This window comes from Thioclava sp. JM3 (genome assembly GCF_002213185.1).
Taxonomy (GTDB): domain Bacteria; phylum Pseudomonadota; class Alphaproteobacteria; order Rhodobacterales; family Rhodobacteraceae; genus Thioclava; species Thioclava nitratireducens.
On the sequence record NZ_NBOB01000001.1, the window covers coordinates 125,654 to 137,543 of the forward strand.

Annotated in this window: 11 protein-coding genes and 1 other RNA gene; 4 read left to right on the plus strand and 8 right to left on the minus strand. The window is 63.5% G+C overall.

Going from position 1 to position 11,890, the window contains the following annotated elements; genetic code table 11:
• Nucleotides 1-83 precede the first annotated feature (83 nt).
• The 5 genes from fumC to ssrA form a co-directional block, all read right to left on the minus strand.
• Nucleotides 84-1,478 (minus strand): class II fumarate hydratase, encoded by a 1,395-nt coding sequence (gene fumC / locus B6V73_RS00680; RefSeq protein WP_088724494.1) that lies wholly within the window; start codon nucleotides 1,476-1,478, stop codon nucleotides 84-86.
• 96 nt (nucleotides 1,479-1,574) lie between these two features.
• Complete coding sequence (locus tag B6V73_RS00685; protein ID WP_088724261.1) at nucleotides 1,575-1,976, minus strand: ester cyclase; 402 nt, start codon at nucleotides 1,974-1,976, stop codon at nucleotides 1,575-1,577.
• A 4-nt stretch (nucleotides 1,977-1,980) separates the two neighbouring features.
• Complete coding sequence (locus tag B6V73_RS00690) at nucleotides 1,981-2,445, minus strand: ClpXP protease specificity-enhancing factor SspB (RefSeq protein WP_075776513.1); 465 nt, start codon at nucleotides 2,443-2,445, stop codon at nucleotides 1,981-1,983.
• Between the two features lie 218 nt (nucleotides 2,446-2,663).
• A complete protein-coding gene (locus B6V73_RS00695) occupies nucleotides 2,664-2,951 on the minus strand; it encodes a hypothetical protein (protein ID WP_143597850.1) in 288 nt (95 codons plus the stop codon).
• 95 nt (nucleotides 2,952-3,046) lie between these two features.
• Nucleotides 3,047-3,402, minus strand: a transfer-messenger RNA (tmRNA) gene (gene ssrA, locus B6V73_RS00700).
• An 89-nt stretch (nucleotides 3,403-3,491) separates the two neighbouring features.
• Here ssrA and B6V73_RS00705 point away from each other — a divergent pair.
• Genes B6V73_RS00705 through B6V73_RS00715 form a run of 3 tightly spaced genes read left to right on the plus strand, consistent with a single transcriptional unit; the run spans nucleotide 3,492 to nucleotide 7,224 of the window.
• Nucleotides 3,492-5,075, plus strand: a complete 1,584-nt coding sequence (locus tag B6V73_RS00705) for a glycosyltransferase (protein ID WP_088724263.1) — start codon at nucleotides 3,492-3,494, stop codon at nucleotides 5,073-5,075.
• Entirely contained in the window at nucleotides 5,072-6,217 is a 1,146-nt protein-coding gene (locus tag B6V73_RS00710; protein WP_168174843.1) for a glycosyltransferase, read from the plus strand. The genes B6V73_RS00705 and B6V73_RS00710 overlap by 4 nt, the downstream gene beginning before the upstream one ends.
• Nucleotides 6,214-7,224 (plus strand): sulfotransferase family 2 domain-containing protein, encoded by a 1,011-nt coding sequence (locus B6V73_RS00715; RefSeq protein WP_088724265.1) that lies wholly within the window; start codon nucleotides 6,214-6,216, stop codon nucleotides 7,222-7,224. The genes B6V73_RS00710 and B6V73_RS00715 overlap by 4 nt, the downstream gene beginning before the upstream one ends.
• 18 nt (nucleotides 7,225-7,242) lie before the next feature.
• Here the strand turns inward: B6V73_RS00715 and B6V73_RS00720 are convergent, their stop codons facing one another.
• Together B6V73_RS00720 and B6V73_RS00725 are read right to left on the minus strand one after the other, a co-directional pair.
• Nucleotides 7,243-8,424 (minus strand): hypothetical protein, encoded by a 1,182-nt coding sequence (locus tag B6V73_RS00720; RefSeq protein WP_240496893.1) that lies wholly within the window; start codon nucleotides 8,422-8,424, stop codon nucleotides 7,243-7,245.
• Nucleotides 8,425-8,528: 104 nt separating this feature from the next.
• Nucleotides 8,529-9,581, minus strand: coding sequence for an ABC transporter substrate-binding protein (locus tag B6V73_RS00725; RefSeq protein ID WP_088722726.1), 1,053 nt, complete (start codon nucleotides 9,579-9,581; stop codon nucleotides 8,529-8,531).
• Nucleotides 9,582-9,787: 206 nt separating this feature from the next.
• Here B6V73_RS00725 and B6V73_RS00730 point away from each other — a divergent pair, with 206 nt between their 5' ends.
• Nucleotides 9,788-11,200, plus strand: coding sequence for a deoxyribodipyrimidine photo-lyase (locus B6V73_RS00730; RefSeq protein WP_088724266.1), 1,413 nt, complete (start codon nucleotides 9,788-9,790; stop codon nucleotides 11,198-11,200).
• A gap of 22 nt (nucleotides 11,201-11,222) precedes the next feature.
• Here B6V73_RS00730 and B6V73_RS00735 read toward each other — a convergent pair whose 3' ends face one another.
• Complete coding sequence (locus tag B6V73_RS00735; protein ID WP_088724267.1) at nucleotides 11,223-11,729, minus strand: transcription termination/antitermination NusG family protein; 507 nt, start codon at nucleotides 11,727-11,729, stop codon at nucleotides 11,223-11,225.
• Nucleotides 11,730-11,890 lie beyond the last annotated feature (161 nt).

Genomic DNA, 11,890 nt, shown 5'->3' on the forward strand with positions numbered 1-11,890 from the left:
GTGAGCGCTGAAAGCGCGGGGGCAGAGCCCCCCAATGAAAAAGGCGACCACTGGGCCGCCCTTCGTCATTCATGGAAGCTGGATCAGGCTTTCGGGCCGATCATCTGCTCGGGGCGGACGACCTTGTCGAAGGTTTCCTCGTCGACGAAGCCAAGCTTGATCGCCTCCTCCTTCAACGTGGTGCCGTTCTTATGCGCGGTCTTCGCGACCTTGGTCGCGTTGTCGTAGCCGATCGTCGGCGCGAGCGCGGTGACCAGCATCAGCGACTCGTGCAGCAGCTTCTCGATGCGCGGCTCGTTGGCCTCGATGCCGGCAACCATGTTGTCGGTGAAGGCCGAGGCGCTGTCGCCCAGAAGCTGCATGGATTGCAGCACGTTATAGCTCATCATCGGGTTGTAGACGTTGAGCTCGAAATGGCCTTGCGAGCCGGCGAAACCGATGGCCGCGTCATTGCCCATGACATGGGCGCAGACCATGGTCAGCGCTTCGGCCTGCGTCGGGTTCACCTTGCCCGGCATGATCGAGGAGCCCGGCTCGTTTTCCGGCAGGATCAGCTCGCCCAGGCCGCAGCGCGGGCCAGAGCCCAGCAGGCGGATGTCGTTGGCGATCTTGAAGAGCGAGGCGGCCACGGTTTTCAGCGCGCCCGAGAACATGACCATCGCGTCATGCGCGGCGAGCGCTTCGAACTTGTTCGGCGCGGTGACGAAGGGCAGGTCGGTAATCTCGGCCATATTCGCCGCCACGGTCTCGGCCCAACCGACTTGGGTGTTCAAACCGGTGCCGACGGCGGTGCCGCCTTGGGCCAGTTCGTAGATGTCGCCGAGCGAGGCTTCGACGCGCTCGATTCCCTTCTTCACCTGATGGGCGTAGCCGGAGAACTCCTGGCCGAGGGTCAGCGGCGTCGCGTCCTGCGTGTGGGTGCGGCCAATTTTGATGATGTCTTTGAAGTCCTCGGCCTTGGCTTCCAGCGCCGCGTGCAGTTTGCGCAGACCGGGCAGCAGCACGTCGCGCGCCTGCATCGCGATCCCGACATGCATCGCGGTCGGGAAGGTGTCGTTCGAGGACTGCCCCATGTTGCAGTGATCGTTCGGGTGGACCGGGTTTTTCGACCCCATCTCGCCGCCCAGAATTTCGATCGCGCGGTTCGAGATCACCTCGTTGGCGTTCATGTTCGACTGCGTACCCGATCCGGTCTGCCAGACCACGAGGGGGAAGTTGTCGTCGAACTTTCCTTCGATCACTTCGCCGGCCGCCTCGATGATCGCATCGGCGATCTTCGCGTCCAGCTTGCCCTGCGCCTTGTTGGCCATCGCGCAGGCTTTCTTGATCACGCCGAGCGCGCGGATGATCGGGACCGGCTGGCGCTCCCATCCGATCGGGAAGTTCATGATCGAGCGCTGCGTCTGCGCGCCCCAATATTTGTCTGCAGGAACTTCAAGCGGGCCGAAGCTGTCGGTTTCGGTGCGGGTCGCGGTCATCTGGGCCTCCATGATTGCGCGCAATCTTTCGCACGCACTGATAGGGCCCGCGAAGGAATTTTGCAACGGTATACGGAGGTATACTTGGGGCGGCTCTCAGATCTGTGCGGCGATCGCATCCCGGTCGATCAGCGAATGCACCTCGCGGATGCGGCCATCTGCAACGCGATAGAAGACATGCTCGTCGAACCTCACGCGGCGGCCATTCACCGGCAGATCGAAGAGCAGTCCCACGGGCGTGCAGTCGAAGCGCAGCCGTGCTGCGATCACTGGCGGATCGGCCGCAAGCGTTTCCGCATCGAAATGAAGGTCGGGGATCGCGCGATGGTCACTCTCGAGCATCTCCCGGTAGCCCGCGAGGCCAAGCGGGCGCGCATTATGAGTGACCGCGGGATGCACGAAATCACCGAGACGCGCCCAGTCCTGTTCGTTCAGGCAAGTCAGATAGCCGCGATAAAGCGACAGAAGCGCTTCGCGGTCCGGAGGCTCCGACGCCACCGGGTTACTTGCGGAATTGATCGAGGCTCACGACCTCGGCCTCGCCACGCGCGGCGGGGGCCGCCTCTTCTTCCTCGGCCACCTCTTCCTCTTCGAACTCGTCTTCGTCGTCATATTCCTGCGTCTCGAAACGCAGGCCGAACTCTACCGAGGGATCGACGAAGGTGGTGATCGCGTCGAGCGGCACATAGAGCGGCTCGGGCGAATTGCCGAAGTTCAGCGTGATCGAGAAACCGTCCTCGCCCACTTCGAAATTGTCATACCAATTCTGGATGACGATCGTCATTTCCTCGGGGTACCGTTCGCGCAGCCAATCGGCGAGTTCGGCGTCGGGATGACGGGTATCGAAGGTGATGAAAAAGTGGTGTTCACCGGGCAGGCCATTCGCCGCGATGTCGCTCAGCACTGTCTGGATCAGCCCGCGCATCGCGTGATGCATCAGGTTTCCGTAATCAATGGATTGCGTCATGGCCAAGTCCCTTTCTTCTCGGCCTCAAGCATAGGGGATTCTTGGCGGGCCGCAAGGCGGGCGAGGGAGCGCGAAGCGCGACTTTGCGGGGACGCGCCAGCCTCGTCGCGATCGATGCTTTTGCATCCTAGAGGCGAGACGGGGGAGCGTTTCTGCTTACTCCAGCATCTCCCCGGGTAGGCAGAGCGCGACCCTGTCGGGGGCATCAGTTCCAAGCCCTAGAGCAGCGCGATCACGTCGTGAGTGTTGTAAGCTTCCACGATTTTTTCTCCGCGAAATCGCATGGTCAATTGTCCGGTAAACCCCACCGAACGCGCGGTCTGCGCGGATTTTCCCGCGACTTTCAGAAGCGTCCAGAGCCAGTGGCCGCATTCGACATGGCGTAGCACGGCTATCTGAATTCCGTGTAAATGCGCCCGCAACGCCGGCACCCGTTCGCCGAAAACCTCCGGTCGAATCTCGAGCCCAGAGATCAGTCCTTTGGTCAAGGCATCCGCGTCAAACAACCCGTCGATCTCGTCCAGCCGATCCTTTCGGGCGAGCATTGCAGGCACGAATATCAAACCGGTTTACGGTGATCGAATGAACAAAGGGGGGAAGAAATGCAGGATTCTGTTGCAAGGCTCCTGCGGGCCCCGCCTTACGCGGCTAAGCGCAAGGAGTTAAGTTTCGGTTACCCGAGCTGCTTACGCAGCCAGAGCGACCGGAGCACGGTTGTCGTTGGCAACTGTACAATTTGCACCGATAACGGTGGTGGCTCACCGGGACAAAGCAAACATCTTTACACGTTCGTCGATCCTATTTCGGCCCCATTCTCCCCCAACGAGGGTTGATTGGTGGAGCCGCCGGGTACCGCCCCCGGGTCCGATCCGCTTATTACATGCGCGTTTATGCCCATAGTCCCCGTTGCCGGGAACGCTTTGGAATATAGGGGGAAGATCGGGGCGCTTCAAGGCGTCGGATGGGATGAATGCGCATTAACCGGACGTGAACTGGCAGCACGCTATAGCTCGAGTCGGGTCAAGAACTGGCCATGGAGGGGCGCGATGCGCGACAAGACGATCCTGATCGATCTCAGCACGAGCTATCAGTTCCGCCATTGGCGCCCGATGGGCATCCTGCGGGTGGAACATGAGGTCTGGCGGGCGTTTGCCGCGCACTTCGGCGTGCGGACGGTGCCAGTGATCTATGACGAGGCGCGTGGCGGGTTCTATCGCATCCCTCAGGCGATCTTCGAAGAGGTCATCTTTCGCAACGGTTTTCAGCCGGAGGCGCCTGCGCGCGCCCTCACCGCGCCGCGCCGCTGGCGGTCATGGGCGCGGATCGGGCGGTTTGTCTGGCGAGTCTCGCGCAGAATGCGGGTGGTCGGATGCGACTCGGGGCAGGGCGCAAGACCTAGCGAAGCTGCCCTTCGTGCGCGGCGTGAGAGCGTCGCGGCGGAGGAATTGCTGCGGCTGAGCGGTGACGAATATGCCCAGATGCGCCGCTGGCTCGTACGGCTCGAGCGGATCGCTCCGCGTATCGCGCCGCGCATCCGCGCGCTCGATGCGCTCAATCACCGGGCGCATTACGGGCTCATCGATACGGTTCATGACGAGATCTGCGCCGATCGAAACCGGATTTCGCCCGAGGAAGTGAGTGACTATGTCTCGGCCGGCGGATTCTGGGGCGACGCGCGCTACCGCGCGGCCTATGAGATGCGCCAGTCCCACGGCTGGCGGCTGAGCTACTACATTCATGACCTGATCCCGATCCTCTGGGGGCATGTCGCCGAACCCACGACGCGCAAGACTTTTCCGCCCGCGCTGCATTGGATGCTCTGGGGGGTGGATCGGATCTGGACGAATTCAGAGGTGACGCGGTGCGATCTGCTCGCCCACGCCGCCAGTTGCGGCTACCCCGAGTTGGACCCGACCCAAGTGCGTGTCGTTGCCCTCGGTGCCGATGCGGTGGCGCGAACCACGCCCGCCGACGATCTCTCGGGAATCTTCGCGCACCGAAGCCTGGAGCCCGGGCGTTACGTCCTCATGGTCGGCACGCAAGAGCCGCGCAAGAACCACGCATTCGCCTATCGCCTCTGGCGGGAGCTGTGTGCGCGGCACGGCGGCGATGTCTTGCCCTTGGTCTGGGTGGGGCAGCCCGGCTGGTCCATCGACCCGCTGCTCGCGATGGTGCGGGCCGATCCCGGCCTGCCGCATGGCGCGATCCGCATCCTCGACGATGTGGACGATGCCGAGTTGCAGCTGCTCTACGGCAACTGTCGCTTCACCATCTACCCCTCCCATTACGAAGGGTGGGGCCTGCCAGTCGTGGAATCGTTGCTGCATGGCAAACCCTGTCTCACGTCGGATGCGCCGGCGCTGATCGAAGCCGGGGGCGGGGCCTCCGAGGCGATCGGTCTGTTCGAGGGCGAGCGCTGGCTTGCGCGCACCGAGGCGCTGATGGTGGACGAGGCGGCCTATCGCGCGGCCTGCGCGCATGTGGAGCGGTTCAAGCCGCATAGATGGGCCGATTTTCGAGTGGCGTTGACCGAAGGTTTCGACGTGGACTCGTCGGAGAAATCTTCACGTCCCGCCACATTCTACGCGCTTCCCGAAAACGCCACGACCTACCGGGAGGACGCCGCATGAAGATCGCCGCTTTCGGTCATTATCCGATCCACCGCCCGCTACATGGCGGTCAGCGCCGGGTCGCAGCCATTGCGCGGCAGGCGCGGGCGGCGGGGCATATCTTTCGCTATGTCCCGATCTATTCGACGCGCAGCTATCCCGACGGCTCCCCGGACGAGCAACGTACGGCGGTGCCGATGGCGCTGCTGCCGCGTCTCCACGATCCGCAGCGCCGAGAGGATCTGCATATATCGGACGCTCTCGCCGCTCATCCATTGATCCCCGGGCTGATCGGCGAGTTGCGCGACTTCGCTCCCGACGCGGTGCAGTTCGAGCATCCCTGGCTCTATCCGCTTTTCGCCGAAGCGCTGGAACGCGACCCCATCCTGCGCCGCGCCCGGCTCATCTATTCCGCCCATAATGTCGAGGCGGCGCTGATCGACCCGCATTGGCGCGCGCAGGCGGAAGCGCTCGAAGCGGCGCTCGTCGCGGCGGCCGATCTGGTCATCGCGGTCTGCGAGGCCGATGCACGGCACTTCGCGTGCCAGCAGGGCGCGCCGGCGATCGTCGTGGCTCCGAACGGCTGCTGGGCGCCCGATCCCGAGGCGCGTCCACCCGCACCGTTGGATGGGGCTTACGCACTCGTTGCGGGCTCGGCGCATCCGCCGAACGCCACGGGCTATTGGGCGTCTTTTGGCGAAATTCCGGGGTTCCTTCCGCCGCGTAGCCGCCTCGCCGTCGCGGGGGCGATGACCCAACTTATTACCACCGACGCCCGCTATGAACGTTACGCGCAGATGAACGCGGAATTCGTCGCGCCCCTGGGCGTGGTGGCGGAAGAAACCTTGAGTGGTCTTCTGCATCACGCCCGCGCCATCTGCCTGCCGATTACCGAGGGAGGCGGCACCAATCTCAAGACCGCGGAGGCGCTTTTGTCCTGCAAGCCCGTCGTCGCGATGCGCCCCGCGATGCGCGGGTTTGAAGACGCGGAGGGGCTGAGCGGCGTTCATGTCGCGGATGATCCGGTGCAGTTTCGTCGCTTGTTGCGCGATGCCATGACGGGGGCGATCGGCTCGCAGCGCCGCCCCGAAGACGTGGCGCAATATGGCTGGCCCGCGCAGCTCGCGCCTCTGATGTCCCGCTATGAAAGTCTCGCCGCATGACGGATTTATCCCTGCAGCCCGTCGCCTTTGCCGATCCGGAACTGGCCGCGCAGATGCGCGCCACGCCTGCCGCGATCGACACGTTGTTTCAGGCCTTTCTCGGGCGGCCTGCGAAAGCGCGGGCGCAGGCCGCGTTGAAAGAGCGGCGCGCGAGCGTGGCCGATGTCGAGCGGGAGCTGCGCGGGTCGGAGGAATATCGACGCAAGGCCCGGCTTCTGCGCGATCAGGATCGCAGCCAGTACGATCGCGCGATGCTCTACATTGCGCCGGCGCGGGCGGTGTTCTGCCCGATCGCGAAGGTCGCCAATACCTCGGTCAAGGATTGGGCTCTGCGGTTGGTGGGCGATGGACGACCCGAGCCGGGGATGTCGCATTACTGGCTCGATTCCGGGCAGAGCCGCATGCAGGCACGCCACTGGGCCTTCGCCGCACGCGCCCGCGTTGATCACGCGCCGGATTGGGTCTCGGTCGCGCTTCTGCGCGATCCCGTCGATCGGCTCGTCAGCTGCTATTGCGACAAGTTCGGGCGCAATCGTATGCAAGACTCGGTGCTCCATCATACCCGGTCGGTCTATGCGTTCTTCGCGGGGGGAGACGCGCCGGACCGGGAGATGGTCGAGCGCGGGCTGAGCTTTCGCCAATTCTGTTTCTACATCAACGCCACTGCGCGCGAGGTGCAGGACAGCCACTGGGCGGCACAGTGGAGCTACCTGCAAAATCGCCGCTGGGACAGGCTCTTCGCGCTGGAAAAGATCGAGAGTTTCGAGGCCTTCCTGCGTGAGCGCCTGCCGGAGGATCTGCGCGAGATCCGGCTCGGGCTGACCAATGCGGCGCAAAAGACACGCGGGACGCCGACGCGCGATCTCTCCGATGCGCTGCCGGGGGACTGGATGGCGGCGCACACCCCACCTTACGAGGCGTTCCTGACGGACGATATTCGCGGCTTCATAGGGGATTACTATGCGCTCGATGCGCGGCTGCATGCGCAGGCGCTGGCCGAGAGCTAGCCTGGCCGGATAGGCGCCTCAGTCGCCTTCGGCCGGGATGCCCAGAAGCGTGATCGCGACCCCAAGCGCAGCAAGTGCCCAGAACGCGTGGCGCTTCGTCCCTTCGGTTTGCAGTGCGGCCAGCACTGCTTGCAGCGCGTAATAGCCCGCGAAGGCGCGCGAGGCGTAGGAGATGATCTGGAACAGGTCGGTCGTCCAGGTCAGCACGATGCCCGCGCCGATCAACACCGGGTAGGCCGCCTTTTGCGGGATCTTCCCACGCGAGAATTCCGCGATCAGACCGCCCGCGCCACCGGTATCGGCCACGGCAGCGGAGAACTGCGCGGCCAGCGCCGCGGCTACCAGCATGGCCGGCAGGATCGGGGCGACGACGCGCATCATGTCGATGATCGCGGTCTCGGTCAGGTTATGGGCGTTGGGCGTGAAGATGTAAGCCAGCAGCGCGATATAGACCATGTAGATCGCGGTCGCGAGCATCTGCGCCCATTTCATCGCAGCGACCCGGGTGTCGGCATCGTAGCTCTTGCCCAGATAGCGCGCGGTCTCGAACCCCTGCACGGTCACGATCAGGCCGAAGAGCAGCCGTAAAGAGTCCCACGGCCCCAGCGTCGGCGCATCGACCACAAGATCGCCCGCGACTGCGACCTTGCCGAAATAGACCGCAAGGCCGAGGATCAGTCCGGCGATGATCGCGAGCTTGAGTGCGACCGAGGCATATTCCATCTGCTCGAGCCGTTTGAACCCGCCCGAGAATCCGGCGATCGCGACGATGGCGAGCATCGTCGTCGTCACCGCGCGCGCCGCGAAAGCCGTGTTCCACGGCGTAAGCGAAACCGCGAAGGCCCCGAACAGGTTGAGGTAATAGGCGACCGAGATGACATAGGCGAAGGCGAGTGCGAGCTGTGCCACCTCTTCGATGCGCTTGACGGCGCGGGTGTCGGGCACGTCCTCGGCGCGGATATTGGCGCGCACGGCCGCGCCGAACAGCCATCCCAAGCCACACAAGGCCGCCATCGCAAGCGGCGCGAAACTGCCGTAGCGCACCTCTAGGATCGGCCCCAGCACCAGGAAGCCCGAGCCGATGATCGAGGCCAGCGGCGTCACCATGGCGCGCCAGCGCGGCAGGTCGCGTAGCTGCGGCAGGAACATCGCGGCAAGGACGATCAGGGCGAGAATGAGAATGGCTGCGTCGAGGATCATGGTCGGTCTCAAATGGTCGGTTGCACGCAGCTAGCACGAGGGGGGCAATTAGAAAGGGCCGCGTCAGACGCGGCCCTCGGGTTGTGACGTATTCGGCGCAGTGATCAGAAGCCAGCCTTGATCTTCTCGAACTCGGCCAGTTGCTTTTCACGCAGCTCCGGCGAGTTGGGCGTCTGTGCGAGGACAGGCGCGTTGATCTCGGTCAGACCTGCCGTTTCCAGCTGCTCCGGCGGGATCAGTTTCATCGCCTCGGTGTTCGTGTGACCGTAGCCGATCTCGTCGACGAGAACCGGGCCCGCCTCCGGGCGCAGCCATGCGTTCATGAAATCGTAAAGCTTTTCTTCCGAGCCGGGACCGTCCTTGAGGTTCACGAAGCCGCAGAACCAGGTCGACGAGCCCTCTTTCGCCTCGCGCTGGAAGGCGACCGGATAATTGTCGTCCTGCAGATAGGCGACGCCGTCATTCCACGACCACGCGACCAGAACCTCGCCCGAGGCCATCAACTGCGCCTGCTGCGAGGGGTCGGTCCAGTAAGATTGCACGTTCTTGTTGGCTTCGCGCAGCCAGTCGGCGGCGGCCTGGAACTGCTCGTCGGTGACATTGGTCCAGTCGGTCACGCCGGTCGCGAGATAGGCCAGCGCCCAGACGTCGTCCGAGCTGTCGGGCAGCGAGGTGCGGCCCGCATATTTCGGGTTCACGAAGACATCGAGGCTGGCCACGTCTTCGGCCGGGACTTTGTCGGGATTGTAGGCGATCGCGGTCGCGCCCCAATCGGTCGGCAGATACCAGACGTTCTTGTCGTCATCGACGAAAATCTTCGAGTTCAGGTATTTGGGGTCGATATTCTTGAACTCCGGGATCTTGGAGACATCCCAGGGCTCGATCAGCCCGGCGTCCTTGTATTTCGAGATCATCTGCGAACAGGGATGGGCGGCATCTGCTTTGAAGCCGGAGGCGAGTTTCTGATAGGCTTCGTCGTCATCGCCGTAGAAGGCGTAAGTCGGGCTGTCGCCGTATTTGTCGATATAGGGCTGGAACAGGCCCGGAATTTCGAAGCCGGCCCAATCGAAGATAGTCAGGTCCGGATCGGCGGCCCGCGCGGGCGCGCTCAGTGCGGCCACGGCGATCCCCGCCATAAGGAGAGCAGAAGTCTTCATTGTATCTTCCCTGTTTTGTGTTCGTTTTGTGAAAACGCTAGAGCGGCTTTTTCGCCCTCGCAAGAGGCATTTGCACGGCCGTTAGGCAGGAGCGCCGGGTTTGACGGTGCGGCGCTATGGTCAAGCGGGGCGGATGCGGAAAATTTGGGCGCGACTGAACCGGATCGGGCGCGGCGCGTAAGGAGAGGGAGGCAAAGGAGACGAGCATGAGTGACACCCCCGTCCTGTTATGGCTGCGGCGCGACTTCCGATTCCACGATCATGAGGCGATGGCGGCGGCCGCGAAGACCGGTGCCCCGGTGATCCCGGTCTTCATCCATGACGACCAGGTCGAAGCCTTGGGGGCGGCGGCGAAATGGCGGCTTGGTCTTGCGGTGGAGGCATTTGCGGAAAGCCTCTCGGAGAAAGACTCGAAGCTGATCCTGCGCAAGGGCGCGCCGCTTACGGTGCTCCGTGCGCTGATCGAGGAGACGGGCGCGGGCGCGGTCTATTGGTCGCGCCGCTACGACAAGCCGGGTCGCGACACCGATACGGAGGTGAAATCCGCGCTCTCCGACGACGGGATCGAGGCGAAAAGCTTCACCGGGCATCTGCTGTTCGAACCGTGGACGGTGGAGACCAAGACCGGCGGCCCCTATAAGGTTTACACGCCCTTTTGGAACGCGGTGAAGGGCACGGATGTCGCGCCGGAAGTTAAGACAGTGTCTGAACTTCGCACGCCAAGTAATTGGCCAAGAAGCGAAAAGCTGGACGACTGGAGGATGGGAGCGGCGATGCGGCGCGGTGCGGCCATCGTTGCGAAACATGTCAATGTCGGCGAGCGCGCCGCGCAGTCGCGGCTGTCGAATTTCCTGCGCGATCGCCTCTCGGCCTACAAGACTCAGCGTGATGTGCCCGCTTCGGGCGGTACCTCGGGCCTGTCCGAAAACCTGACTTATGGCGAGATCTCCCCGCGTACGATCTGGCATGCCGGTTATCGCGAGATGGCCGAGGGCAACCCCGGTGCGGAAACCTTCCTGAAGGAGCTCGTCTGGCGCGAATTCGCCTGGCACCTGTTCTTTCACTGGCCCGACATGGCCGAGAGAAACTGGCGCGACGAGTGGAACGGCTTCGACTGGCGGCGCGACAATAACGACGCCGAGGCGTGGCGGCGCGGCATGACCGGAGAGCCTTTCGTCGATGCGGCGATGCGCGAGATGTATGTCACCGGCACGATGCATAATCGCGCCCGGATGATCGTGGCCTCTTATCTCAGCAAGCACCTGATGACCGATTGGCGGGTAGGCTTGCGCTGGTTCGAGGACTGCCTGATCGACTGGGATCCGGCAAGCAACGCGATGGGATGGCAATGGGTGGCAGGTCCGGGGCCGGACGCGACGCCCTATTTCCGCGTGTTCAATCCGGAGACGCAGCTGGAAAAATTCGATAAGGACGGGTGCTACCGGAAGGATTTCATCGCCGAGGGGCAGGCCAATCCGCCCGGGACGGCGACGGATTATTTCGAAGCGATCCCAGAGAGTTGGGCGCTAACGCCGGATCAGGACTATCCCGATCGACTGATCGATCTCAAGGAAGGGCGGGAGCGCGCCCTGGCCGCGTATGAGCAGCACAAAGGCTAGGCTGTAGCGCTGGTTCGCGGGCTTAGATCAAGGCGTCAGGCGTAGCCTTGATCCGGGTCTCGCGGCCCATGAAATCCAACAGCAGCCAGACCCGTCTCTCGGCATCGACCCTTTCAACCGTCGCCACAAAATCCGCGAACGGCCCGGTCGTCAGCGTGACCGCATCGCCGGGCGCGTAATCCGGCAGCGGCTGAACTTGATCTTGAGTATCGCAGCGCGCGCGCAGCGCCTTGATCATCGCGTCGGACACCGGCGTCGGGCGACCTGCAAGCGCCACGAGCCGCGTTATCCCCTGCGTCCCGTTCACCGCGCCGAGATGCGCCGAGCCAGGTGTCTCGCGCAGGAAAAGATAGCCTGGAAAGAGCGGCGTACTGCGGGTCACAAATTTGCCCGCCTGGCGCCGCGTCGTCTCGATCATCGGCAGGAAAACCTCGAACTTCTGGCGCGCCAGATTGCGCCGGGCGATGGCGGCGCTGTTGGGCTTGAACTGCGCCACATGCCACGCGCGGGCCGGGCTCTGATCGGTCATGGCTTGGGCCTTTTGTCCAACCGGGGTGTGCTTTGCTGACTGATGGATAGGGCCTGACAAGTCAATCTGACAAGGCGAATTCGTGCGTAAAGATGCGCGCCAAAGTGGTTCCGAGCGTCGTTAACGTGGCGTTAGGAATGACCGTGCAAAGCTCCGACATG

Coding starts and splice junctions, on each gene's coding strand:
- B6V73_RS00730 (WP_088724266.1), top strand. CDS start 9,788: ATGAGTGACACCCCCGTCCTGTTATGGCTGCGGCGCGACTTCCGATTC.
- fumC (WP_088724494.1), bottom strand. CDS start 1,478: ATGACCGCGACCCGCACCGAAACCGACAGCTTCGGCCCGCTTGAAGTT.
- B6V73_RS00735 (WP_088724267.1), bottom strand. CDS start 11,729: ATGACCGATCAGAGCCCGGCCCGCGCGTGGCATGTGGCGCAGTTCAAG.
- B6V73_RS00715 (WP_088724265.1), top strand. CDS start 6,214: ATGACGGATTTATCCCTGCAGCCCGTCGCCTTTGCCGATCCGGAACTG.
- B6V73_RS00710 (WP_168174843.1), top strand. CDS start 5,072: ATGAAGATCGCCGCTTTCGGTCATTATCCGATCCACCGCCCGCTACAT.
- B6V73_RS00705 (WP_088724263.1), top strand. CDS start 3,492: ATGCGCGACAAGACGATCCTGATCGATCTCAGCACGAGCTATCAGTTC.
- B6V73_RS00690 (WP_075776513.1), bottom strand. CDS start 2,445: ATGACGCAATCCATTGATTACGGAAACCTGATGCATCACGCGATGCGC.
- B6V73_RS00725 (WP_088722726.1), bottom strand. CDS start 9,581: ATGAAGACTTCTGCTCTCCTTATGGCGGGGATCGCCGTGGCCGCACTG.
- B6V73_RS00720 (WP_240496893.1), bottom strand. CDS start 8,424: ATGATCCTCGACGCAGCCATTCTCATTCTCGCCCTGATCGTCCTTGCC.